The sequence below is a fragment of the Tenacibaculum aestuariivivum genome (assembly GCF_964507685.1).
Classification (GTDB): domain Bacteria; phylum Bacteroidota; class Bacteroidia; order Flavobacteriales; family Flavobacteriaceae; genus Polaribacter; species Polaribacter aestuariivivum.
The window spans coordinates 1,795,673-1,819,710 of record NZ_OZ208414.1; the positions used below are offsets into that span (position 1 = coordinate 1,795,673).

Sequence of the window (24,038 nt, forward strand, 5' to 3'; positions counted from 1 at the left end):
AATGTTAACTAAAACCAGTTATGTTAATTTATAGTTAACAGGTTATTGTTGATAAATCATAAATGTTCTGTAACAGTGGTTGTATCTTATAAGTTTATTTAAATATCTTAACACCTAAAGTATATGTTATAGGGGCTGTAGGGCCATAAATAAAATTACTATCACGTTCTTTACCTATATCGAATGATGTTTGGTATTCGTCAAGAATATTTTTAATACCTGCAAAAACTTCAATATTTGTTTTTAGTTTCTTTAATTGAAATACATAACTTGTTTTAACTCCTACATTAAAAAATGATGGAGATTTGAAATATTCATCATTTTTTAAATTATCTGTAGAAGCTAAATGTAGTACATCCATTTTACCAGTATAAACTAAGTTTAAAGCTGTTTTAAATTTTTGATTTGGTGTATAAGTAGCAGTTGCATATCCGTAAGTAGTCGGTGTGCGTAAAAACTCTTTTTTACTTTCAAGAGCATCTGAATTGTTTACTGCAGTATTATATTTGCTTGATTGATAGGTAACTCCAGCATCAAACTGAATAATTCCATCGTAATTTAAACGACCTTCTAAAGTAATTCCGTTTACAACAGCACCGTCACCATTTCTTTTTTCAAAAACTTCTCCAAATTCATCTTCTCCAATTCCTTCTAAATAAAAAGCATCATTTAATTCGGTATAAAAACTTTCTAGGGTAAATCCATAAATATAATGTTCGGTTGGTTTATCATAATTAAAAGATACGGTATAACTATTAGAACGTTCTCTTTTTAAATCATCAGCAAGTTGAACTCTTGAAATTCCACCACCAGCAAAAGCCATGTGTAAATCGGTATCAAAAGCTTGAGGCGCTCTAAATCCTGTTCCCCAAGTGGCACGTAATTGTCCATTTTCAAAAGGTTTGAATAGTACAGAAACACGTGGACTTGCTACATTATTGATAATAAATTTTCTTGTTCCATCCTTTTTTAAGGCATCTAATTTATGATGATCATAACGAACACCTGCTAATAAATTCCATTTATCGTTAATTTTCCAATCACTTTGAAAGAAGAAACCATAATTTTGAGTAATTTGATCAACTACATATTTATATGCCGAAATTTCATCAAAAACATCATCTTGTACAAATTCCCCACCAATGGTAAGTACATTATTTCCTTTTAAGAAATCTTCTAATTTATGATTGAATTGAAGTCCTCCTTGAAAAGTAGTTGTTTCTGAATTTCCGTAAGGTGGATTTGCCAAATGTTTAGTATCTTCTATTGGATTTTCAGTTCCAGGACGAATTCCTGTATAATGATCTCTTCCTGTATATTGAGAAGAAAAATACGTAATTAACGAGCTTTTATCGTCATTAAAATTAATTTGATAATCTACATTTCCTACATATACGTCATGGATTCTTTCTTCGGCTTGTAAAGCGAAATGAGGCACGTTTTCAATCATTTCACCACCATAACGATATTCGTTCATTTTACTAAAATTAACTTCTATTTTTTGATCATCCGTAGGTAAGAAAAATAAATTTGCACCAAATGAATTATTTTTCAATTCTGGAATTTCTGAATAATTATCGCGATTATGATCGTAAATTTCACGAGTTCTATTATTGATAAAAAAAGAAATTCCTGCATTTTTATCTTCATTTACAACCGTTGCATTTCCTGCAATAATCTGATCAGAAGCACCTTTAAAATTTTGATACGTATAACCAATACTATAATCATCTTTTTTAGGAATATTTGTAATTACATTTACAGTACCACCAATAGCACTTGAGCCGTACAATGCAGAGCCACCACCACGAACTACTTCAATTCTGTCAATCATATTGGTTGGGATTTGCTCTAAACCATACAAACCAGTTAGCGGACTAAAAATTGGGCGACCATTTATTAATATTTGTGAGTATCCGCCAGATAAACCATTCATTCGCAATTGCGTATAATTACAAGTTTGACAATCAGTTTCTACACGTAAACCTGTTTGAAATTTTAATCCTTCCGATAAATTACACGCCTGTACATCGGCTAAAGTTTGGCTGTTAATTACGTTAACAATCACAGGGTTTTTTGTACTTCGTCTGTCGGTTCGTGTTCCTGTTATGGTAATTTGATCTAATAATTCAGCATGTTCGGTTAGCGTAAAATTAATAATATTTTCTTTTGTTGTAGATACTGTTATTCGTTTTTGAGATGAAATATACCCTGTAAAAGAAGCGACCAACGTTACTTTTTTAGCTTTAACATTTTCTAAAATAAAATTTCCATTTTCATCGGCATTTACACCAGCGCTATTATTTTTAATAGAAATATTGGCAAATGATAATACTTCACCCTTTGATGTAGTTACTTTTCCTGTAATAGTTTGTGCTTTACTATAAATGGTGATTAGTAAAAATGCAACTAAAATTACTTTTCTCATAATTTATTGATATTATTTTTAGTGATGTCTTTTTTAAAATTTTAGCAAATGTAAAATAATTTTTAGACTTGTCTAAAGATTATTTTATGTAAATGAAAACACATATATTTGTATCATCAAAAAAAGAATATGTTTAGTCAATCAGAAGAAAACTATATTAAAACAATTTATCATTTAGCATTATTATCTGATAAAGGAATTTCGACAAATGCTATTGCAAATATGTTAGCGACTAAAGCTTCTTCGGTAACAGATATGATTAAAAAATTATCGGATAAAGAAGTTGTTATCTATAAAAAATATCAAGGAGTTACTTTAACTAATTTTGGTAAAAAAACGGCTGCTAATATTATTAGGAAACACCGTTTGTGGGAAGTTTTTTTAGTCGAAAAATTAAATTTTTCTTGGGATGAGGTGCATGAGGTTGCCGAGCAATTGGAACATATTCAATCGCCAAAATTAATTGATGAGTTAGATGCTTTTTTAGGACACCCAAAAACAGATCCGCATGGTGATCCGATTCCTGATAAAGAAGGGAATTTGCCTCAAATCCAAAAAAGTTTATTATCAACATTAAACAAAACAGAACAAGGAGTTTGTGTTGGTGTTAATGATACTTCTTCCGAATTTTTACGCTTTTTAGATAAGCAAGAAATAGGATTAGGACAACATATAGAAGTCTTAGATAAAGAACCTTTTGATGATTCTTTTTTAGTAAAGATAAATGATAAAGAAATGACGATTTCAAATAAAGTAGCCAATAATATTTATATCCAGAAAAAATAATATGAAAAAAATAATAATATTACTTATTGTTTTAACAGTTGTAAGCTGTAAAACAACTGAAAAAAAACGAAATGGAAAATTAAATGTAGTTACAACAACTACTATGATTACCGATTTAGTAAAAAATATTGGTGGAGATAAAATTGATATAAATGGTTTAATGGGTGCAGGAGTTGATCCGCATTTATACAAAGCAAGTGAAGGCGATGTTTCTAAATTATTTAATGCCGATGTTGTTATCTATAATGGTTTACATTTAGAAGGAAAATTAGAAGAAGTATTTGAAAAAATGCAACATCAAAATAAAAAAACAATTGTTATTTCTGATGTTATTGCTAAAAATAATTTAATCGAATCAGCACTTTTTGCTTCAAATTACGATCCGCATATTTGGTTTGATATTACTAATTGGACAAAAATGACAACTTATGTTGCTGATAAATTAGGACAAATAGATGTTGAAAACGCATCATTTTATAAAAAAAACGCAAAAATATATTTAGAAAAATTACAAGCATTAAATAAACAAGTGGCGAATAAAATAAATGAATTGCCTCATGAAAAAAGAATTTTAGTAACCGCACACGATGCCTTTAATTATTTCGGAAGACAACACAAATTTAATGTTGTTGGTTTACAAGGTTTATCAACAGCAACGGAAGCGGGTGTTCAGGATGTTCAAAAATTAGCAAAGTTTATTATTGATAACAAAGTGAAAGCAATTTTTGTAGAAAGTTCAGTTCCAAAACGAACTATTGAAGCTTTACAGGCTGCTGTAAAATCGAAAAATCAAGAAGTTGTTATTGGCGGAACTTTATATTCTGATGCTTTAGGAAGCGCAGGAACAATTGAAGGAACGTATATTGGAATGTACAACGCAAATATAAATACGATTGTAAACGCCTTAAAATAATCAACAGATAATACAAATGAGTGAAACAAAATATGCAGTAACTGTTGATGATTTAACAGTTGCTTATAATTACAAACCTGTACTTTGGGATATTGATTTAGCCATTCCTGAAGGTGTTTTAATGGCAATTGTAGGGCCGAATGGAGCAGGAAAATCTACGTTGATAAAATCTATTTTAGGAATTATAAAACCTATTGCAGGAAGTGTTTCTATCTACGGAAAATCGTATGAAAAACAACGGAAATTAGTAGCCTATGTTCCACAAAAAGGAAGTGTAGATTGGGATTTTCCTACAACTGCTTTAGATGTTGTTATGATGGGAACTTACGGGAGTTTAGGTTGGATTAAAAGACCTGGAAGAGCTCAGAAAAAAACAGCTTTAGAAGCGCTTGAAAAGGTAGGGATGTTAGCTTTTAAAAGTCGTCAAATTTCTCAGCTTTCAGGAGGACAGCAACAGCGTGTTTTTTTAGCCAGAGCTTTGGCACAAAATGCGGCTATTTATTTTATGGATGAACCTTTTCAGGGAGTTGATGCAACTACTGAAATTACTATTATCAATATTTTAAAAGAACTTCGAAAAGCAGGAAAAACTGTAATTGTAGTACATCACGATTTGCAAACTGTACCCGAATATTTCGATTGGGTAACTTTTTTAAATGTGAAAAAAATAGCCACAGGTCCTGTTAAAGAAATTTTTAATGATGATAATTTAACCAAAACTTACGGAATTAATTATAAAGTAAGTGTGCAACAATAATGGATTTACAAGAATATTTTAAACTCGTTTTTTCAGATTATACCCTTCGAACTATTACCATTGGAACGGCAATTTTAGGCGCTATCTGTGGAATGTTAGGGAGCTTTGCAGTTTTAAGAAAACAAAGTTTACTCGGCGATGCGATTTCACATGCTTCACTTCCTGGAATTGCGATTGCATTTTTAATTACAGGAACAAAAGATACGAATGTTTTATTATTAGGTGCTTTAATTAGCGGATTAATCGGTGCTTTTTGGATTCGTGGAATTGTAAAAAACACGCATTTAAAAACCGATACTGCTTTAGGATTGATTCTTTCTGTTTTCTTCGGATTTGGAATGTTACTTTTAACCTTCATTCAAAAACAACCGAATGCAAATCAGTCAGGATTGGATAAGTTTTTATTCGGTCAGGCAGCAACTTTATTAGTTAAAGATGTTTGGTTTATGGCAATTGTAACCGCTGTTTGTTTAGGAGTTTTATTACTTTTTTGGAAAGAATTTAAACTTTTATTATTTGATGCTGATTATGCAAAAACCTTAGGTTTCAACGTTAAATTTATCGATGGATTAATTACAAGTTTTATTGTATTGGCAATTGTTTTAGGTTTACAAACCGTTGGAGTTGTTTTAATGAGTGCAATGTTATTAGCTCCGGCGGCGGCAGCCCGTCAATGGACAAATAGTTTGAGTACCATGGTTGTTTTAGCGGCAATTTTCGGTTCGGTTGCTGGTGTTGTTGGAACAGGAATTAGTGCAAGTCAAGCAAATTTATCTACAGGACCTGTAATTGTATTAGTTGCGGCTGTGTTTGTGGTGTTTTCTTTTATTTTTTCACCATCAAGAGGTTTGCTTTTTAGTCAGATACGTTTTTTAAAAAATCGTAGAGATTTGAAATTACATAAAACCTTGTCTTTTATGTTTGATTTGGTAAAAACACATGAGGATAAATCGCATCCGCATGCGATAAAAATTTTAAATAATTTTCAAGGATATACAAAAGGAACTTTAAAAAAGTTAGAAGAAAAAAAATATATCAAATTATCAGGCAGAATGTGGTCAATGACCGAAGAAGGATACGAATTTGCAGGTAATTTATACAATCAAAATATAGAAAATGAGTAGTGCTCAAATTGAAATACAATTAATTGCAAGCCTAGTAGCAATAGCTTGTGCAATACCTGGTGTGTTTTTGGTATTGCGAAAAATGGCGTTAATTAGTGACGCAATTAGTCATTCTATTTTACCAGGTTTGGTAATTGGTTTTTTTATTACTCACGATTTAAATTCGCCTTTATTAATTTTAATGGGTGCTTTATCAGGAATTTTAACCGTGATTTTAGTAGAGTATATTCAGAAAACAAAATTAGTAAAAGAAGATACTGCAATCGGATTGGTGTTTCCTGCTTTATTTAGTATCGGTGTGCTTTTAATTGCTAAAAATGCCAATGATATTCATTTAGATGTTGATGCCGTTTTATTAGGGGAATTGGCATTTGCTCCGTTTGATAGATTATTAATTAATGGAATTGATATAGGTCCAAAATCATTATGGCTTATAGGAACTATTTTACTAATCACTTTAACACTTTTAATCGCCTTTTTTAAAGAATTAAAAGTAAGTACGTTTGATCCTGGTTTGGCAACAGCTTTAGGATTTTCTCCAATCGTAATTCATTATGGATTAATGAGTGTAGCCTCGATAACAACTGTCGGAGCTTTTGATGCAGTTGGGGCAATTTTAGTAGTCGCGTTAATGATTGCACCTGCAGCCACAGCATATTTATTAACTAATGATTTAAAGAAAATGTTAATGTATGCCGTGTTTTTTGGAATGTTTTCGGCTATTTCAGGTTACTGGCTAGCACATTATTTAGATGCTTCTATTTCTGGTTCAATGATAACAATGCTTGGTTTTGTGTTTTTTCTGGTTTATTTATTCGCTCCAAATAGTGGTTTGATTGCTGTTTTATATCGAAATAGACAACAGCAAAAAGAAGTACAATTACTTACTTTTTTATTGCATTTAAATAATCATAAAGAAGAAAGAGAACGTCATGTAAATCATTTAAATGAACATATTAATTGGCATAAATTAAAAGCAAAATCTATTGTTGAGTTGGCTGATAAAAATAATCTAATTTTTATTGATAATAATATTATATCGCTTACTGAAAAAGGTAAAATGTTTACTGAAAAAGCAATCGATTATATTATTACTAATGATGATTCTGAAATTGAATCAATGAAAAAAGACTTCTTTTTATTTAGAGGATAAAAGTCTGTTAAAATTTTAACTAAAGTTTTTTTTAATATTTAAACGTCATGCTGAATTTATTTCAGCATCGCATAATGCAAAGAAATACGGCAAATCAGGATGCGAAACTGAAATAAATTCAGTTTGACGGATTCGGTTTTTTAGCTATAAAATGTTTTAAATGAAACATGAAATAGGCTCTAAGTTTTATCTGATAGCTATTTTAAAATTTCATCTTTTTAAAGTAGGATGTAAATAGTTTTTTCTAAATATCAAAAAGAGTAAAAATTTTTAGCCCCGATTGTAGCAATTGTTTGAGCTCTTTTTTGTTTTTCTTTTTAAAAAACAAAAAAAGCGAGTGCGGAAAGCGGGAAATTGCTTCAAAATATTTTTATTCTTATTAATTATATTGTTAAGCTTCTATCTTGTTTGATGTGCTTTAAAAAGGTATTTTGCATTAAAAATTATTCTGTGCAAAATCCATCAAATTTTCAAGTATATAATGCATCCGCAGGTAGTGGAAAAACTTTTACTTTAGTAAAGGAATATCTTAAAGTTTTATTGAACTCGGAAGATGTTTTTAGGTTTCAAAAAATATTAGCCATCACATTTACCAACAAAGCTGCTGGTGAAATGAAAGAGCGTGTTTTAGAAAATTTACAAGAATTTTCGGAAGGAAAAGAAAATGATTTGTTTCAAATTATTATTAAAGAAATTTCGATTGATAAAGAAAAGGTACAAGAACGAAGTCAGAAAATATTAGATGCCGTTTTACAAAATTATTCAGCTTTTTCAATTACTACTATTGATAGTTTTACGCATCGAATTATAAAAAGTTTTGCCTACGATTTAGGGTTGCCACTGAATTTTGAAGTAGAAATGGACGCGGTTTCATTATTAAATGAAGCTGTTGATGTGTTAATTTCTAAAATTGGTACCGATACTGATTTAACAAAATTACTAATAGATTTTTCTTTAGATAAAGCAGATGATGACACTTCTTGGGATATTTCGGTTGAATTAAATGAGTTTTCAAGAATTTTGTTAAATGAAGATGATACTAAGTATTTTAGAAAACTAGCAGATAAAAAATTAGCCAATTTTACAGTATTGAAAAGTAAGTTGGTAAAGTGTCAAAAAGAAATTAAAACAAGGTTTGTAGAAATTGGGAGTAAGGGTTTAGAAATTATAGCAGCGTCACAATTAGAAGCAAAAGATTTTTACTATTCGATGTTGCCAAAGCATTTTTTGGCATTGTCTCAAAATCCGATAAAAGCAAAGTTTTTTGATGAAAATAAACTTCGAGAATATATTGAAGAAAATAATTTTTATTCAAAATCAAAATCTGACGATATAAAAAGTGCAATTGAAGGAATTTTGCCAGAACTTTTAACTTTATATATGGAATCTGAAAAACTGTATCAGCAGTTTTTAATGAACAGGTTGGCATTAAAAAGTGTAATTCCGTTAGCTGTTTTAAATTACATTAATGTAGAATTAACAAATATTAAAGAAGAAAATAATATTCAATTAAATGCCGAGTTCAATCAATTAATTTCAGATAATATAAAAGGCCAACCTGCGCCGTTTATTTATGAACGCATCGGTGAGCGATTTATGCATTATTTTATTGATGAAATGCAAGATACGTCGGTATTACAATGGCAAAATATTATTCCGTTAATAGACAATGCTCTAGCACAAGAAAATAGCAATTTGCTATTGGTTGGTGATGGTAAACAGGCTATTTACCGTTGGCGTGGAGGAAAGGCAGAGCAGTTTATTGCATTAGGATCTGCTTCTAAAAATCCGTTTCACGTTCCAAAACAAATAAAAACGTTAGATACTAATTTTAGAAGTTATACAACGATTGTTGATTTTAATAATCAGTTTTTTCAGCACACCTCAAATTTTCTCAAAAATGATAACTACAAGCAGTTATTTATTGAGGGTAATAAGCAGTTAACAACGGCTAAAAAAGGAGGCTTTGTTTCGTTATCTTTTTTAGATAAGGAAGAGGATGCTGCTGACGAGGTTTTAAAATATCCGAAGAAAATTTTAGAAACAATTAAAAGTCTAGAAAACAATTTTTGTTTAAATGAAATTTGTGTGCTAGTTCGTAAGAAAAAAGACGGAATTGCGGTAGCAAATTATTTATCTGAAAATGGTATTAGTATTATTTCTTCAGAAACCTTATTGTTAGAAAATAGTTCAAAGGTTAATTTTATTGTTAATGTATTACAGGTAATTCAGCATCCAAATGATAAGGAAGCTTTATTAGAAATGTTGTACTTTTTACACGATCATCTACAATTAGATGTAGCAAAACATTCGTTTATTTCATCAGTCATTCATCAGCCTATTGATACTGTTTTTAAACAATTAATAAGGTATCAGTTATTTTTTGAATTAGCTGTTTTTCATCAATTACCGTTTTATGAAAAGGTAGAGGAAATTATAAGAAGTTTTAAGTTGATTAATTTATCGGATGCTTATGTTCAGTTTTTTTTAGATGTAGTTTTAGAGCAACAACGAAAAGGAACTAGCATTCAAGAATTTTTAGATTTTTGGGCAGATAAAAAAGCAAATTTAAGCATTGTTGCTCCTGAAAGTGGTAACGCAGTTCAGGTAATGACCATTCATAAATCGAAAGGGTTAGAATTTCCAGTGGTTATTTTTCCGTACGATTTAGAAATTTATCGACAAATAAATCCGAAAGTTTGGTTGGATGAATTGCCAGCTGATTTTGAAAATTTTAAAGATTTATTGGTGCCGTTTAATAAAGATTTAAAATTTATAAATAATCGTGGTGCTCAAATATACAATGAACAACGAGAAGAATTAGAGTTAGATAACTTTAATCTTTTATATGTTGCATTGACACGTGCGGTAGAGCAATTACATATTATTACAGAGTATAGAATATCATCAAAAGGAGAAGAAAATACTAATTATTATTCAGGAGTCTTTATTAATTATTTAAAAGAGAATAATTTATGGAGTAATGATTTACTAACTTATTCTTTTGGAGAGTTTGTAAGGGTAAGTAAAATAAAAGAAATTGAGTCATTAGCCGAAGTTCAAGAAAAATTTATATCAACACCTTGGCAAGATCATAATATTCATATGTTGGCTAGTGCATCAAAATTATGGAATACCGAACAAGGTAAAGCTATTGAGTTTGGTAATTTAATTCATGAAATGATGGCTAAAATTATAACTCAACATGATGTTGCTAGAGTTGTTCATCAATATGAACAACAAGGTGTTGTAGATAAACAACAATCGTTAGTGATTGAAGATGATATTAATAAGATAGTTAACCACTCTATGTTAAGTAAATATTATTCTGAAGATGTAACTATATATAATGAGCGTGAAATTGTAGATGTTGATAATCAAATTTTAATTCCAGATAGATTAGTTTTTAAAGATAATAAAGTAACAATTATTGATTACAAAACAGGAAAACCATCAAAGAGTTATCATCAACAGCTACTTAAGTATGAACGTGTTTTGAATTCAATGGGTTTTAAAGTTGACAAAAAAATACTCATATATATAAATGGAGAAAAAATAATTGAGGAGGTTTAGATTTTTCATTTATCTTATAAGGCTATTAATATTAGTTTTAGCAAATAACTAATCTTAATAAAAATAATTATTTTAGAAGCGTAGGTAAAGAGGTATATGTGATTTAAATATATTAAATTAAAAAACTTGCTTTTGTTATAAGTTTTTGTAGATTTGCTTTTGTAAATAAGTTATAACAACTTACATTTGCGATATATATAAAACGAACTTTTAATTTAAATTATTTTATAATGAAACAAATCAAATTAGCTGTGATAGCTTTGTTTACGTTTGCTACTGTAGCAACGACAAACGCACAGGATTCAAATAACCCTTGGGTTGTTGGTTTTGGAGTTAACACTGTAGATGTAAGAGCTTATACAGATGACTTTGGAACTAATTTAGAAGATTATGTTGGTACAACAGAATGGGAAGGTAACACTATTCCATCAATTTCTAGAATTTCAGTAGATAAGTACTTGAAAGATGGGTTTTCTTTACAATTAGCAGGTTCTTTAACAAAGCTTAAAACAATTGTTAATAAGGATGATGCGGATGATTTATATTACTCTATTGATGCGGTTGTAAAATACGACTTAAATAATTTATTTGGTGAAACTTCATGGTTTGATCCTTATGTAGCATTAGGTGGAGGTTACCAATCTATTGATGATGAAGGAGATGGTGTTTTAATTGGAGGATTAGGTTTTAATACTTGGTTTAATGATAACTTAGGTTTGAATTTTCAAACTGGTTATAAGCATGGTTTTAATGATGAAGGAAGAGATGTATTTCAACACTCTCTTGGTTTAGTATTTAGATTTGGAGGTACTGATACAGATGGTGATGGTATTTTTGATAAAGATGATGCTTGTCCAGAAGTAGCAGGTTTAAAAGAATTTAACGGTTGTCCTGATACAGATGCTGATGGTATTAAAGATGCAGATGACGCATGTCCAGAAGTTGCAGGTTTAGCTGCTTTAAATGGTTGTCCTGATACTGATGGTGATGGGATTGCTGATAAAGATGATGCTTGTCCTACTGTAAAAGGAACAAAAGCAAACAACGGATGTCCTGATACAGATGGTGATGGTGTTGTTGATGCTAAAGATAAGTGCCCTACAGTTGCAGGTCCAGTTGATAATTCAGGATGTCCTTATGTTGATACAGATGGAGATAGTGTTTTAGATAAGGATGATAAATGTCCTACGGTTGCAGGTGTTGTTTCTAACAACGGTTGTCCAGAAGTGTTAATTACTAAAGCGGCTGAGAAAAAATTAAATGACTTTGCAAGAGCTATTTACTTTAACTCAGGTAGAACAACTTTTAAGCCTGGTGTTATTGCTAATTTAGATAGAATTGCTTCAATTATGAAAGAATACCCTAAAGCTAACTTTAGTGTACAAGGTCATACTGATAGTCAAGGTAAAGCTGCGAGTAACTTAAGGTTATCTGAAAAAAGAGCTAAAGCTGTTTTAGATTACTTATCTGTTAAAGCGGGTATTCCAACTTCAAGATTATCATCTGCAGGGTTTGGTGAAGATTATCCAATTGCTGATAACAAAACAAGAGAAGGTAGAGCTCAAAACAGACGTGTTGAAATTAAATTAGTTAAATAATTTAATCAAACATTTATAAATATCAAATGCCTCACGTTAGTGAGGCATTTTTTTGTATAATATATTTATTAAAAATAGGGTAAAACGTTTTTTAAATTCCACTAAAAAAATTACCTTTGCACCTTTGAAAAAGGGCTAAAGCTCGCATAGAAAATTAAATAACTTTAATTACATATAGTAATGTCTACAATAACAGGTAAAGTTTCTCAAATTATTGGTCCAGTTATCGATGTTGAGTTTAATACAGAAAATGCTGAATTACCAAAAATTTACGATTCATTAGAAATTAAAAAAGCTGATGGTTCAATTTTAGTATTAGAGGTTCAACAACACATAGGGGAAGATACAGTTCGTACTATTTCTATGGATGCGACTGATGGCTTAAGCAGAGGTACAGAAGTAATTGCTACTGGTAATCCTATTCAAATGCCTATAGGTAGTGATATTTATGGACGTTTATTTAATGTTACAGGTGATGCTATTGATGGTTTAGGTGATTTACCTAAAACCGGAGATGCAGGTTTATCAATTCACCGTCAAGCCCCAAAATTTGAAGACTTATCTGTATCAACAGAAGTTTTATTTACAGGTATTAAAGTAATTGATTTAATTGAGCCGTATGCAAAAGGAGGTAAAATTGGATTATTTGGTGGAGCAGGAGTAGGTAAAACCGTATTAATTCAAGAGTTAATTAACAACATTGCAAAAGGACATGGAGGTTTATCTGTATTTGCAGGAGTAGGTGAAAGAACTCGTGAAGGAAACGATTTATTAAGAGAGATGTTAGAGTCTGGAATTATCAAATATGGTGATGATTTTATGCATTCTATGGAAGAAGGAGGATGGGATTTGTCAAAAGTTGATAAACCAGGAATGAGAGGTTCGAAAGCTACTTTTGTATTCGGACAAATGAACGAACCACCTGGGGCACGTGCACGTGTTGCATTATCTGGATTAACAATTGCTGAGTATTTCCGTGATGGAGCAGGAGAAGCACAAGGAAAAGATGTACTTTTCTTCGTTGATAATATTTTCCGTTTTACACAAGCAGGTTCTGAGGTGTCGGCATTATTAGGTCGTATGCCATCAGCAGTAGGATACCAGCCAACATTAGCTACCGAAATGGGAGCAATGCAAGAACGTATTACTTCTACTAAAAAAGGATCTATTACATCTGTACAGGCAGTTTATGTACCTGCAGATGATTTAACAGATCCAGCACCAGCAACAACATTTGCTCACTTAGATGCAACAACGGTATTGTCTCGTAAAATTGCAGAATTAGGTATTTATCCTGCAGTAGATCCTTTAGATTCTACCTCAAGAATTTTATCTGCTGAGGTTTTAGGAGCTGAACACTATGACACAGCAACAAACGTAAAAGAAATTTTACAACGATATAAAGAATTACAAGATATTATTGCCATATTAGGTATGGAAGAATTATCTGAAGAAGATAAGTTAGTAGTTCACAGAGCGCGTCGTGTTCAACGTTTCTTATCGCAGCCATTCCACGTAGCAGAACAATTTACTGGTATTCCTGGATGTTTAGTTGATATTAAAGATACTATTAAAGGATTTAATATGATTATGAATGGAGAGTTAGATAAGTATCCAGAAGCTGCATTTAACTTAAAAGGGTCAATTCAAGAAGCTATTGATGCTGGTGAAAAAATGTTAGCTGAAGCATAATTCAAGTAACAATTAACAACAATTAATCCTATTTAAATTATGTTTTTAGAAATTGTAACTCCAGAAGCTATCTTATTTTCATCAGAAGTTGATTCGGTAACTGTACCGGGTATTAATGGAGAGTTCCAAATGTTAAATGATCACGCTGCAGTAGTGTCTATTTTAAGTAAAGGGATTGTTAAAATACATGTACACACAAAAAATCATTTAATTTTTGATGATTTAAATGGAAGTATTGCAAGTTTACCAGAAGATGATAAGGTGTTAACCTTAGCCATCAAATCAGGAACTTTAGAGATGAAAGATAATAAGGCAATTATTCTAGCAGATTAATTACTTATTTATATAAATAAAAAAAGCCAAACATAATGTTTGGCTTTTTTTATTTTAAAAATCATTTTAACTATGTATTTTAATTATCTTTGTTATGATGAAAGTAGTATTTTTATTTATAGGGGGTCCAGAGATTTTTGTAATCTTATTAATAGTTGTAATGTTATTTGGTGCAGATAAAATTCCTGAAATAGCTAGAGGTTTAGGAAAAGGTATGCGTCAACTTAAAGATGCAACGAATGATATTAAGAAAGAAATTAATGATAGTGCCAAAAAACAAGGTGTTGATACTGATTTTGTAAGAGATGTCAAAAAAGAAGTAACTAAAGTCAAAGATAATATTGATGATTTTACAGGGTCTATAAAGCGAAAATTATAAATTTTATTTTACTCTACTTATTGTTAAGCCATCTCGTATTGGTAATAATATAGTTTCTAAACGATTATCCTCATTAAGCTTTTTATTGTATTCTAAAAGTACTTTTGTATCATTATCTTTAGGGTTTAAAGGCTCTACAACTTTACCATTCCATAATACATTGTCTGAAAGAATTACACCTCCAGGGTTCATTTTATCAATAATTAAATCAAAATAATTAAGATAATTTGATTTATCAGCATCAATAAAAACTAAATCAAATTTAATATTTAAGGTTGGTATAATGGTTATTGCATTACCTACATACTGCTTTATTTGTTTTTTATAGTCAGAACTTTGAAAGTATTTAGTTTGTAACTCTTCTAATTCTTCATTTTTATCAATAGTATAAAGTGTTCCGTTTTCATGTAAACCTTCAGCTAAACAAAGCGCTGAATATCCGGTATAGGTGCCAATTTCTAATATATTACTAGGGTTTATTAATTTAGAAATTATTGATAAAACTCTTCCTTGAAATGCACCACTTAACATTCGTGGGTTCAATACTTTTTGCCAAGTTTCTTTAGTTAAATCTTGTAATATTTTTGGTTCTATTTGTGAATGATTCACAACATAGTTGTCAATTTTATCTGGTAAAAAATGCATAGGTAAATTTTAAATCAAAGGTATAAAAAACAAAACTTATTGTAAGGCTATTTCAATTTGCTTCTAAATAACATTGATTACGTACTTAAGATTATAATTGAAATTTATTCAATTGCTTTTTTAAAGTTTCTTTTTCTTCTAGTGATAAACAAGGAAGTTTCTTTTTATATGAGTTCATGTTTATTTTAATGATACTTGATATTTTAGTGTTTTGCTTTGAGTATAAAGTGCAAATTTTGCAAACAATTAAATGTATATAAAGTTGTGTTTTTTCTAAAAATGAAGCTTCTTTATACTGTGATTTATCACAAATAGTAGTAGCTTTATTACATGTTATTATAAATTTTTTAAACATTTTATTTATTTATTAAACCAATTTTTTTCCATACAGCTTCTTAATTGAGTCCTTGCTCTATGAATAATAACCCATAAATTTGACGGTGTAATATTTAATTCCTTACAAATCTCATCGGTTTCAAATTCCTGAATAGTTTTCATTCTAAAAACGATAGCATATTTTTTAGGAAGACTATCTATGCATGCTTCTAATTGAGTTTTTAACTCTTTATTTTCAATGTTTTTTTCAATTTCATTACCCCAGTATTGTGGTACTCGTTCTTCAATCCAATCACCCTCATCATTGTCGTAAAAATTCATTCTAATTTCAGCTTGTCCTTTATTCGAATTTATTTTCCTGTAATAATCTATTATTTTTCTTTTTAATATGGCAACTAGCCAGGTTCTTTCAGTTGATTTCCCTTCAAATCTTTTAGCAGATTTAAGAGCTGCAAAAAAAGTGTCTTGTACTAAATCTTTAGCAATATTAGTGTCATTTATTCTAACTAAAGCATAGTTAAATAAATAATCTGCGTAATTATCTACCCAATTATTTGGTGACAATATGTTGGAGTTATTGGTTTGGCTCATTACTATCAAATATAAGTTATTTTAATTTATATAATCTATTACTGGTTTTGTTATTTGTCATAATAATTAACTTAATTATTAAACGTAAAATAATTGTGTAACTTTACTTTAATAGATTATTCAATAGAATAATTATGTACTTTTACTGTCTATAAAACATTTAAAATGTCAGTAGCCAAAAAACAATATAAAAGAGTAACCACAAAGTCATTGGTAGAAATGAAAGCAAACGGAGAGAAAATTTCTATGCTTACTGCTTATGATTATACGATGGCAAAAATTGTAGACGGAGCAGGAATTGATGTAATTTTAGTCGGAGATTCTGCATCAAATGTAATGGCGGGTCACGAAACAACTTTGCCTATTACACTTGATCAAATGATTTATCATGCAAGTTCTGTAATACGTGCTATTGAGCGTTGTTTAGTAGTGGTTGATTTACCTTTTGGTACGTATCAAGGAAATTCTAAAAATGCTTTAGATTCAGCAATTAGAATAATGAAAGAATCTGGCGGACACGCTGTCAAATTAGAAGGAGGAAGTGAAATAGGAGAGTCAATATCTAGAATATTAACCGCGGGTATACCTGTAATGGGGCATTTAGGATTAACGCCACAATCTATTTATAAATTTGGAACCTATACGGTTAGAGCTAAAGAAGAAGAAGAAGCTGAAAAGTTATTAGAAGATGCAAAATTATTACAACAATTAGGTTGTTTTGCTTTAGTATTAGAAAAAGTACCAGCAGCTTTAGCTACAAAAGTAGCCCAAAACTTAACAATACCTGTTATTGGAATTGGAGCAGGTGGTGGTGTAGATGGGCAGGTTTTAGTAACTCATGATATGATTGGTATGACCCACGAATTTAATCCTCGTTTTTTACGTAGATATTTAGATTTGTATACTGAAATGACAGGTGCTTTTGAAAGTTATATTGCCGATGTAAAATCAAAAGACTTTCCGAATGAAAAGGAACAATATTAATTACATAAGCTTTCTTTTTAGGAGGCTTTTTTTATTTAAAATAGCATGAAAATACTGCACTTAGATTCAAATCATCAATTACTTTTAAATCAATTAAACGATTTAGGTTTTGTAAATGAACAAGATTATATAGCATCAAAAGAAATAATAGAAGCTAAAATTAATCAATATGATGGAATAATTATCCGAAGCAGATTTACTATTGATAAACAATTTTTAGACAAAGCAACTAACTTAAAGTTTATAGGTAGAGTAGGAGCTGGTCTTGAGAATATAGACTGTGAATATGCGAATCAAAAAGGAATTTACTTAATTTCGGCTCCAGAAGGAAATAGAAATGCTGTTGGTGAACATACTTTAGGAATGCTATTATCACTTTTTAATAAATTTAGAAAAGCAGATAATGAAGTTAGAAACGGAAAATGGTTACGAGAAGATAATAGAGGAATTGAACTAGATGGAAAAACTGTTGGTTTAATAGGCTATGGAAATATGGGGAAATCGTTCGCTAAAAAATTGAGAGGTTTTGATGTAAAAGTACTTTGTTATGATATTAAACCTAATGTTGGCGACGAAAATTGTACACAAGTTTCTTTAAAAGAATTACAAGCACAAGCTGATGTTTTAAGTTTACATACACCTCAAACAGCATTAACCATAAATATGATTAATACCCATTTTATCAATGCTTTTTCTAAATCATTTTGGTTAATTAACACAGCAAGAGGAAAATCGGTAGTTACTTCGGATTTAGTAGATGCTTTAAAAAATAAAAAAGTTTTAGGAGCAGGATTAGATGTGTTAGAATATGAAAAAAAATCTTTCGAAAACTTATTTGTAAATAAACAGATGCCCGAAGCATTTCAATATTTAATAAGTGCTAATAACGTACTATTATCACCACATGTTGCAGGCTGGACGGTAGAAAGTAAATATAAATTAGCGCAGACTATTGTTGATAAAATTAAAGTAAAATTTTGCTAGTTCATAGTAAAGGAAATAAAGTTTTACTACATTTAACAACAAATAATTAATAAAAAAGTAAAATGAATGTAATTGATGAAAATGGATTAACAACTTCAAACGAAGAAAGTAAACGAATTTTAGCAGGTGTTTTAGGTTTGATATTAGGTTCTTTAGCTATTCATAAATTTATATTAGGTTATACTAAAGAGGGTATTATTCAGATTGTTTTAAATATACTTACATGTGGTATTGCAACTATAATACCCTTTATAGAAGGTATTATTTATCTAACAAAATCAGATCAAGAATTTATAGAAACATATCAAGTAAATAAAAAGGGTTGGTTTTAAATTAAAAAATAGTATATAATGGAAGAAGGAAAAACAGCTTTAAATAAAAATTTAAAAGAAAGTTTAGGTAAGGCAAAAGAGGTTATGGATACTGTAACCGAAAAAGCATCAGAATTAGCTGGAGAGGCAGGAGAACATGTTGTGGATACTGTAGAGGATGTAAAAGAAAAAGTTAATGAAGTTTTATCTGATGAGTCTATTAAAAAAATAAAAGATAAAGCTACTGAATTTGCTGGTGAAGCTAAAGAAGCTTTAGAAGATGTAACCGAAAAAGCCTCAGAACTAGCAAGTGAAGCAAGTGAACACATTGCCGATTTTGCTGAAGATGCTCAAGAGGAGTTAAAAGAAACTACTACAAAAGCAAAAAATTTTTTCCAACGTTTGTTTGTAAAATAAAAATAAAAAGAGTTGTTAAAATTTAATTTTAACAACTCTTTTTATTAAAAAAGTATACTTTTTTATTTTTTACGTAATTCTAAAGCCTCTTGCTTTTTCTCTTCGTTACGTTCAATTTTATGTTTAGGTCTTGTCCATTTAGGTTTTTCACCTAAGTTTTCAAAAGCAGAATCTTTTGCTTCTACAGTTTGTGGTTGTACCTTTTTTGTAAAAGGTTTCTGAGGATTTAAACCTAACATTTTAAACATTTTCATGTCTTCATCAACATCAGGATTTGGCGTTGTTAATAATTTATCACCAGCAAAAATAGAGTTTGCACCCGCAAAGAAACACATTGCTTGTCCTTCTCTACTCATTTGTGTTCTACCAGCCGATAAACGAACCTGAGTTTCAGGTAAAACAATACGTGTAGTAGCAACCATACGCACCATATCCCAAATTTCAACAGGTTTTTGATCTTCTAAAGGAGTTCCTTCAATAGCAACTAAAGCGTTAATTGGTGTAGATTCTGGTTGAGGACTTAAAGTAGATAAAGCAACTAACATTCCTGCTCTATCTTCTGCATTTTCACCCATTCCAATAATTCCACCAGAACAAACAGTTACATTTGTTTTACGTACGTTACTAATCGTATCTAATCTATCTTGATATCCTCGAGTAGAAATTACTTCTTTATAATATTCTTCCGAAGAATCTAAATTATGATTATATGCATATAAACCAGCTTCGGCTAAACGTTGTGCCTGATTTTCGGTAACCATACCTAAAGTACAGCAAACCTCCATATCAAGTTTATTTATGGTTCTCACCATATCTAAAACTTGGTCAAATTCAGGACCATCTTTTACGTTTCTCCAAGCAGCACCCATACAAACACGAGAACTTCCGCTCGATTTAGCTCTTAAAGCTTGTGCTTTTACTTGGTTTACCGACATTAAATCATTTCCATCAACATTGGTATGATAGCGAGCTGCTTGCGGACAATATCCACAATCTTCCGAACAACCACCAGTCTTTATAGATAACAATGTAGAAACCTGTACTACATTAGGGTCATGACTTTTTCTATGAATTGTTGCAGCTTCATATAAAAGCTCCATTAATGGTTTATTATATATTTCAAGAACTTCTTCTTTCGTCCAATTATGTCTTACTTCACTCATAAAAATCAAGTTATTTGTAATGTCAAAAATAAAAAAACTAATTGGCTTTCTATTTCTTTTTAGAAGCTATTTCCTGCTTTCACTACTCGCTTTTTTTATTTTTTCGAAAAGAAAAATAAAACAGCGCTCAAACAAGCCGTTCAATCAGGGCTAAACCACTAAATAAAGTTTATAGTTTAGAGCTTCTTTAAATTTTATCTGAAAAAAATATCACAAGAAAATAAGAAATCGAATCCGTCAACCTGAATTTATTTCAGGTTCGCATCCTGATTTGCCGTAGTTCTCTTTTTGATGCGATGCTGAAATAAATTCAGCATGACGAAAATAGATAAGGCATTTAAAATCTAAATTAATATTATTTTGATATTAATACCGAAACAGCATTTCCACCAAAACCAACAGCATTCACTAAAATGTTTCTTATTTTTTTAGGATGATTTTGTTTTTCAGCAAACGGAACTTCAATAACTTTCTGATGTTGTAATATCAGTATTGCTAATTCTAAACTAAGTAATCCAGAAGTACCAAAAGTATGTCCGACTTTCCATTTATTGGTGGTTAAAAAAGGTTTTTTATCGCCAAAAACTTCATGAATCGCATTAATTTCAGATTGATCTCCTTTAATAGTTCCAGGAGCGTGCATCACAATAACCTCAATATCATCCATAGAAATATCAGCTAAAGCCATTTTCATAGATTTTTGAAAACAGTCAGCATTTGCCGAAACAGACGTATTATGTTTTAAAACTTCCGTAGCAAAACCGATGCCTTTAATAACTGCAATCGCATTTTCTTGAACACCTTTTTCTAAACAAAAAACAGCAGCAGCTTCACCCAAAACCATGGTGTTTTTCTGTTTCTCTAAATCAAAAGCTTTACAAGGATATTCATCTGTTTCTTTCGAATAGACTTTTAAAGCTTGCATTTGTGCGATAGTAAAATCGGTTAAAGAAGCTTCACTAGCACCAATCATAAATTTCTCTGACATATCAGCTTGTAACCAAGCAATTCCATTTAATAACGAATGTAAGCCAGTAGAACAGGTAATAGAATGTGAAATTTCAGGACCATTTGATTGTAAATCGTGCGCAATCCAAGAAGAAATATTTCCTAAAGTGGTGGTTGGCGAACTTAAAGTTGCTGATTTTCCTGTTTCTAAAAACTCTTTATGATATTTTTCAAACAAAGAAGTTGCACCTCTTGACGAGCCAATATTAATTCCAAAGTTATCTTCTGATGTCCAATTTGTTTTTTCAATTGCTTTTCTGGCAACATAAATTGTGTATAAAACCGAATCATCTAAACTTTTGTATTTATTATCTGAATTTCTTATAGCTTGAATTGCATTTTTATCATCAGAAGTTAATCTTCCTGCCCAAATGTCATTTTGCTGTGATAAGAAATGATTGTCATTTAAATAATTTTCCCAAATTTGTTTAGTAGTGCTACCAAGGGCAGAAACCGAAGCAAAAGAGGTGATAGAAATAGGTTGTTTCAATACATTTAATTTTGTACAAAAATAACGGTAAAATCAAGTATAACGAAATAAATAAATATTAATATTGTGAAATAAATAAAGTAAATGGAAGTACGAGAACAGAAAAGTTGGTTTGCTAGAAATTGGGGCTGGGTTGTGCCTGTGGGTAGTTGTGGATGTGGTTGTTTAGCTATTATTTTAATTGCTTTTTTTGGAATTGGTGTAACTATTTTTAGTGTTTTTAATAGTGTTACAAATCCAACACCTGTTGCTTATGCTATATCAAAAGCTAGTAAAAATGAAGAGGTACGCTTGGTTTTAGGTTCGCCTATTCAAAAAGTAGGGATAGCATCTGGAACTATTATTGTAAATAATGAAAATGGTGATGTTGATTTTTCTATCGCTATAAAAGGTTCGAAAGAAGCAGGAACTTTAGTTGTTCGAGGAATGCGTTTTAATGCTGAATGGATTTATGAAGATTTATATGTACGTGTTGAAAATACAAGTCAAATTATTAATTTGTTACCTAAACAAACAATTAAGGAAGATACTATAGATAAAAACAATCAAAATAACCATCAAGAAAAAGTTAAAGAAAATAATAACCAAAAGGTTTTAGAACATATCTAAAACCTTTTCAATAGTTATATACACTTTTTGTAATTGTTTTTCTGTAATTATATAAGGTGGCTGAATGTAAATTGTATTTCCTAACGGACGTAAAAATACGCCATCATTCATAAAATATTTTAATAATTGATCACGTAAAGTTCCGTAACGATTTGCGTTTGTTTTTAAATCAATAGCTAAAATAACGCCTTTCGAACGTGTTGAAGCTACTTTTGGATGTTGCTTAATTTTATTTTCAAAAGCTTTATGAGAATTTGAAATAAACTGAATACTATCTTTAATTTCTTTAGTTTGTAATAATTCGATAGTAGCTAAAGCGGCACTACAAGCTATCGGATTTGCTGAATATGTATGACAGTGAAAAAAACCTTTAGAAATATCATTACTTAAAAAAGTACTATAAATTTCTTCGGTACAAGAAGTAATTGCCATAGGAACTAATCCGCCAGTTAAGGCTTTACTTAAACAGATAATATCTGGTTTTGTAGCCACTTCATCCGAAGCAAAATTGTTTCCTGTTTTACCAAAACCAGTCATTACTTCATCAGCAATTGTTAAAATATTATTTTCTTTACAGAATTTTAAAATTTCGTTTAAATCGGTAGCTTTATGAATTTTCATTCCCGCTGCACCTTGCACTAAAGGTTCGTAAATGAAACCAGCAATATCATTTTTAGAAATTATTTCTTTTAATTGCGATAAAATTTCATCATTATTTGAGCCATCAGGAACAGAAATACGCTTAATATCCATTAAAAAATCTTCAAAAGGACCATTGTAAGCCGATAACCCAGAAACTGACATTGCGCCAAAAGTATCACCATGAAATCCATTTTCAAAAGCAATAAAAGTGGTTCGTTTTTCTTCTTTATTAAAATAGTATTGCAACGCCATTTTAATAGCTGCTTCAACTGCTGTTGAACCGTTATCGTTAAAGAATATTCTATTTTGATTTTTAGGAAGAATTTTAATCAGTTCTTCGGATAATTTTACAGCAGGTTCGTGCGTAAAATCGCTAAACATTATTTGATCTAATGTTTGCATTTGTTTGTAAACACGACTGGTGATAAAATCGTTACAATGCCCAAACATACAAGTGTACCACGATGAAATTGCATCAATATATTCATTGCCTTTTTCATCGGTTAAAATACATCCTTTTGCTTTTACAATTCCTAAGCTATCAGGGTGTGTTTGATGTTGTTTTAACGGATGCCATAAATGTTTTTTATCTCTTTCTTGTAAATTCATAATTTATGTTTTGGCTAGGTTTTCTTTCTTTTCGTCATGCTGAATTTATTTCAGCATCGCATCAATATCCAGTGTAATTATTTTTTATCGAAATAGAGCGTTCTCATGTTGATGCGACCCTGAAACGAGTTCAGTGTGACGTATATTTTTAGACTTTCAGCATCGCATCAAAATTCATCAATAATTTAACGTATCTAAAGTTGGGTTTAATTTTTTAATTAAATTAATCTTCCATTCTTTACGCCAATTTTTTAATTGTTTTTCTCTTGAAATAGCTTGATTTATATCTGTAAATTTTTCAAAATAAATTAAATCACTTGTGTTATATCTTTCAGTGAATTTTGATGCTATTTTTTCTTTATGTTCTATCATTCTTTTGGAAATATTAGCCGTGATTCCGATATAAAATGTCGTTCGATATTTATTTGTCAATATATAAATATAACTTTCTTTCATAAAATTATAATTTCCGTTATGCTGAATTTATTTCAGTATCATATCAAAATTCAGCAT

At 30.2% G+C, this 24,038-nt stretch carries 23 protein-coding genes; 15 read left to right on the forward strand and 8 right to left on the reverse strand.

Annotation, left to right across the window (positions count from 1 at the left end):
* Positions 1 to 94 precede the first annotated feature (94 nt).
* Positions 95 to 2,428: a TonB-dependent receptor gene (locus tag ACN5J4_RS07885; protein WP_418649468.1), complete on the reverse strand. Its 2,334-nt coding sequence runs from the start codon at positions 2,426 to 2,428 to the stop codon at positions 95 to 97.
* 129 nt (positions 2,429 to 2,557) lie between these two features.
* Here ACN5J4_RS07885 and ACN5J4_RS07890 point away from each other — a divergent pair, with 129 nt between their 5' ends.
* The 10 genes from ACN5J4_RS07890 (at position 2,558) to ACN5J4_RS07935 (ending at position 14,736) form a co-directional block, all read left to right on the forward strand.
* Positions 2,558 to 3,214 carry a metal-dependent transcriptional regulator gene (locus ACN5J4_RS07890; RefSeq protein WP_418649469.1) on the forward strand — a complete coding sequence of 219 codons (657 nt, stop codon included), beginning with the start codon at positions 2,558 to 2,560 and terminating at the stop codon, positions 3,212 to 3,214.
* Position 3,215: 1 nt separating this feature from the next.
* Complete coding sequence (locus ACN5J4_RS07895) at positions 3,216 to 4,127, forward strand: metal ABC transporter solute-binding protein, Zn/Mn family (protein ID WP_418649470.1); 912 nt, start codon at positions 3,216 to 3,218, stop codon at positions 4,125 to 4,127.
* A 16-nt stretch (positions 4,128 to 4,143) separates the two neighbouring features.
* The gene (locus tag ACN5J4_RS07900; RefSeq protein WP_418649471.1) at positions 4,144 to 4,884 is read left to right on the forward strand and encodes a metal ABC transporter ATP-binding protein; all 741 of its coding nucleotides are present in this window, start codon (positions 4,144 to 4,146) and stop codon (positions 4,882 to 4,884) included.
* Positions 4,884 to 6,008, forward strand: coding sequence for a metal ABC transporter permease (locus tag ACN5J4_RS07905; protein ID WP_418649472.1), 1,125 nt, complete (start codon positions 4,884 to 4,886; stop codon positions 6,006 to 6,008). Before ACN5J4_RS07900 ends, ACN5J4_RS07905 begins: the two co-directional genes overlap by 1 nt.
* Positions 6,001 to 7,161, forward strand: coding sequence for a metal ABC transporter permease (locus ACN5J4_RS07910; protein ID WP_418649473.1), 1,161 nt, complete (start codon positions 6,001 to 6,003; stop codon positions 7,159 to 7,161). Before ACN5J4_RS07905 ends, ACN5J4_RS07910 begins: the two co-directional genes overlap by 8 nt.
* 450 nt (positions 7,162 to 7,611) lie before the next feature.
* Entirely contained in the window at positions 7,612 to 10,734 is a 3,123-nt protein-coding gene (locus ACN5J4_RS07915; protein WP_418649474.1) for a UvrD-helicase domain-containing protein, read from the forward strand.
* Positions 10,735 to 10,964: 230 nt separating this feature from the next.
* Complete coding sequence (locus tag ACN5J4_RS07920; protein WP_418649475.1) at positions 10,965 to 12,332, forward strand: OmpA family protein; 1,368 nt, start codon at positions 10,965 to 10,967, stop codon at positions 12,330 to 12,332.
* Between the two features lie 180 nt (positions 12,333 to 12,512).
* Entirely contained in the window at positions 12,513 to 14,024 is a 1,512-nt protein-coding gene (gene atpD / locus ACN5J4_RS07925) for a F0F1 ATP synthase subunit beta (protein ID WP_418649476.1), read from the forward strand.
* Positions 14,025 to 14,063: 39 nt separating this feature from the next.
* The gene (locus ACN5J4_RS07930) at positions 14,064 to 14,357 is read left to right on the forward strand and encodes a FoF1 ATP synthase subunit delta/epsilon (protein WP_418649477.1); all 294 of its coding nucleotides are present in this window, start codon (positions 14,064 to 14,066) and stop codon (positions 14,355 to 14,357) included.
* A 94-nt stretch (positions 14,358 to 14,451) separates the two neighbouring features.
* The gene (locus ACN5J4_RS07935; protein ID WP_418649478.1) at positions 14,452 to 14,736 is read left to right on the forward strand and encodes a Sec-independent protein translocase subunit TatA/TatB; all 285 of its coding nucleotides are present in this window, start codon (positions 14,452 to 14,454) and stop codon (positions 14,734 to 14,736) included.
* A gap of 3 nt (positions 14,737 to 14,739) precedes the next feature.
* Here the strand turns inward: ACN5J4_RS07935 and ACN5J4_RS07940 are convergent, their stop codons facing one another.
* The 3 genes from ACN5J4_RS07940 to ACN5J4_RS07950 all read right to left on the reverse strand — a co-directional run bounded on the left by ACN5J4_RS07940 (position 14,740) and on the right by ACN5J4_RS07950 (position 16,308).
* Entirely contained in the window at positions 14,740 to 15,381 is a 642-nt protein-coding gene (locus ACN5J4_RS07940; RefSeq protein ID WP_418649479.1) for an O-methyltransferase, read from the reverse strand.
* A gap of 91 nt (positions 15,382 to 15,472) precedes the next feature.
* Positions 15,473 to 15,736 (reverse strand): hypothetical protein, encoded by a 264-nt coding sequence (locus ACN5J4_RS07945; protein ID WP_418649480.1) that lies wholly within the window; start codon positions 15,734 to 15,736, stop codon positions 15,473 to 15,475.
* Positions 15,737 to 15,741: 5 nt separating this feature from the next.
* Positions 15,742 to 16,308 (reverse strand): sigma-70 family RNA polymerase sigma factor, encoded by a 567-nt coding sequence (locus ACN5J4_RS07950; RefSeq protein ID WP_418649481.1) that lies wholly within the window; start codon positions 16,306 to 16,308, stop codon positions 15,742 to 15,744.
* Positions 16,309 to 16,473: 165 nt separating this feature from the next.
* Here ACN5J4_RS07950 and panB point away from each other — a divergent pair, with 165 nt between their 5' ends.
* From panB to ACN5J4_RS07970, 4 genes are all read left to right on the forward strand, one after another.
* Positions 16,474 to 17,292 carry a 3-methyl-2-oxobutanoate hydroxymethyltransferase gene (gene panB / locus ACN5J4_RS07955; protein ID WP_418649482.1) on the forward strand — a complete coding sequence of 273 codons (819 nt, stop codon included), beginning with the start codon at positions 16,474 to 16,476 and terminating at the stop codon, positions 17,290 to 17,292.
* Positions 17,293 to 17,337: 45 nt separating this feature from the next.
* Positions 17,338 to 18,276 carry a 2-hydroxyacid dehydrogenase gene (locus tag ACN5J4_RS07960; protein WP_418649483.1) on the forward strand — a complete coding sequence of 313 codons (939 nt, stop codon included), beginning with the start codon at positions 17,338 to 17,340 and terminating at the stop codon, positions 18,274 to 18,276.
* Between the two features lie 62 nt (positions 18,277 to 18,338).
* Positions 18,339 to 18,608: a TM2 domain-containing protein gene (locus ACN5J4_RS07965; RefSeq protein WP_418649484.1), complete on the forward strand. Its 270-nt coding sequence runs from the start codon at positions 18,339 to 18,341 to the stop codon at positions 18,606 to 18,608.
* An 18-nt stretch (positions 18,609 to 18,626) separates the two neighbouring features.
* The gene (locus ACN5J4_RS07970; protein WP_418649485.1) at positions 18,627 to 19,004 is read left to right on the forward strand and encodes a hypothetical protein; all 378 of its coding nucleotides are present in this window, start codon (positions 18,627 to 18,629) and stop codon (positions 19,002 to 19,004) included.
* Positions 19,005 to 19,066: 62 nt separating this feature from the next.
* Here ACN5J4_RS07970 and bioB read toward each other — a convergent pair whose 3' ends face one another.
* On the reverse strand, positions 19,067 to 20,167 hold the full coding sequence (gene bioB / locus ACN5J4_RS07975) for a biotin synthase BioB (protein WP_418649486.1): 1,101 nt from the start codon (positions 20,165 to 20,167) through the stop codon (positions 19,067 to 19,069).
* Positions 20,168 to 20,522: 355 nt separating this feature from the next.
* On the reverse strand, positions 20,523 to 21,665 hold the full coding sequence (locus ACN5J4_RS07980; protein ID WP_418649487.1) for a beta-ketoacyl synthase N-terminal-like domain-containing protein: 1,143 nt from the start codon (positions 21,663 to 21,665) through the stop codon (positions 20,523 to 20,525).
* Between the two features lie 84 nt (positions 21,666 to 21,749).
* Here ACN5J4_RS07980 and ACN5J4_RS07985 point away from each other — a divergent pair, with 84 nt between their 5' ends.
* Complete coding sequence (locus ACN5J4_RS07985; protein WP_418649488.1) at positions 21,750 to 22,274, forward strand: cytochrome c oxidase assembly factor Coa1 family protein; 525 nt, start codon at positions 21,750 to 21,752, stop codon at positions 22,272 to 22,274.
* Here the strand turns inward: ACN5J4_RS07985 and bioA are convergent.
* Complete coding sequence (bioA, locus tag ACN5J4_RS07990) at positions 22,260 to 23,525, reverse strand: adenosylmethionine--8-amino-7-oxononanoate transaminase (protein WP_418649489.1); 1,266 nt, start codon at positions 23,523 to 23,525, stop codon at positions 22,260 to 22,262. The two genes, ACN5J4_RS07985 and bioA, sit on opposite strands and share 15 nt — an antisense overlap.
* Positions 23,526 to 23,702: 177 nt before the next feature.
* Positions 23,703 to 23,981 carry a GIY-YIG nuclease family protein gene (locus tag ACN5J4_RS07995; protein WP_233897937.1) on the reverse strand — a complete coding sequence of 93 codons (279 nt, stop codon included), beginning with the start codon at positions 23,979 to 23,981 and terminating at the stop codon, positions 23,703 to 23,705.
* Positions 23,982 to 24,038 lie beyond the last annotated feature (57 nt).

Coding starts and splice junctions, on each gene's coding strand:
- ACN5J4_RS07885 (WP_418649468.1), bottom strand. CDS start 2,428: ATGAGAAAAGTAATTTTAGTTGCATTTTTACTAATCACCATTTATAGT.
- ACN5J4_RS07890 (WP_418649469.1), top strand. CDS start 2,558: ATGTTTAGTCAATCAGAAGAAAACTATATTAAAACAATTTATCATTTA.
- ACN5J4_RS07895 (WP_418649470.1), top strand. CDS start 3,216: ATGAAAAAAATAATAATATTACTTATTGTTTTAACAGTTGTAAGCTGT.
- ACN5J4_RS07900 (WP_418649471.1), top strand. CDS start 4,144: ATGAGTGAAACAAAATATGCAGTAACTGTTGATGATTTAACAGTTGCT.
- ACN5J4_RS07905 (WP_418649472.1), top strand. CDS start 4,884: ATGGATTTACAAGAATATTTTAAACTCGTTTTTTCAGATTATACCCTT.
- ACN5J4_RS07910 (WP_418649473.1), top strand. CDS start 6,001: ATGAGTAGTGCTCAAATTGAAATACAATTAATTGCAAGCCTAGTAGCA.
- ACN5J4_RS07920 (WP_418649475.1), top strand. CDS start 10,965: ATGAAACAAATCAAATTAGCTGTGATAGCTTTGTTTACGTTTGCTACT.
- atpD (WP_418649476.1), top strand. CDS start 12,513: ATGTCTACAATAACAGGTAAAGTTTCTCAAATTATTGGTCCAGTTATC.
- ACN5J4_RS07930 (WP_418649477.1), top strand. CDS start 14,064: ATGTTTTTAGAAATTGTAACTCCAGAAGCTATCTTATTTTCATCAGAA.
- ACN5J4_RS07935 (WP_418649478.1), top strand. CDS start 14,452: ATGATGAAAGTAGTATTTTTATTTATAGGGGGTCCAGAGATTTTTGTA.
- ACN5J4_RS07940 (WP_418649479.1), bottom strand. CDS start 15,381: ATGCATTTTTTACCAGATAAAATTGACAACTATGTTGTGAATCATTCA.
- ACN5J4_RS07945 (WP_418649480.1), bottom strand. CDS start 15,736: ATGTTTAAAAAATTTATAATAACATGTAATAAAGCTACTACTATTTGT.
- ACN5J4_RS07950 (WP_418649481.1), bottom strand. CDS start 16,308: ATGAGCCAAACCAATAACTCCAACATATTGTCACCAAATAATTGGGTA.
- panB (WP_418649482.1), top strand. CDS start 16,474: ATGTCAGTAGCCAAAAAACAATATAAAAGAGTAACCACAAAGTCATTG.
- ACN5J4_RS07960 (WP_418649483.1), top strand. CDS start 17,338: ATGAAAATACTGCACTTAGATTCAAATCATCAATTACTTTTAAATCAA.
- ACN5J4_RS07965 (WP_418649484.1), top strand. CDS start 18,339: ATGAATGTAATTGATGAAAATGGATTAACAACTTCAAACGAAGAAAGT.
- ACN5J4_RS07970 (WP_418649485.1), top strand. CDS start 18,627: ATGGAAGAAGGAAAAACAGCTTTAAATAAAAATTTAAAAGAAAGTTTA.
- bioB (WP_418649486.1), bottom strand. CDS start 20,167: ATGAGTGAAGTAAGACATAATTGGACGAAAGAAGAAGTTCTTGAAATA.
- ACN5J4_RS07985 (WP_418649488.1), top strand. CDS start 21,750: ATGGAAGTACGAGAACAGAAAAGTTGGTTTGCTAGAAATTGGGGCTGG.
- bioA (WP_418649489.1), bottom strand. CDS start 23,525: ATGAATTTACAAGAAAGAGATAAAAAACATTTATGGCATCCGTTAAAA.
- ACN5J4_RS07995 (WP_233897937.1), bottom strand. CDS start 23,981: ATGAAAGAAAGTTATATTTATATATTGACAAATAAATATCGAACGACA.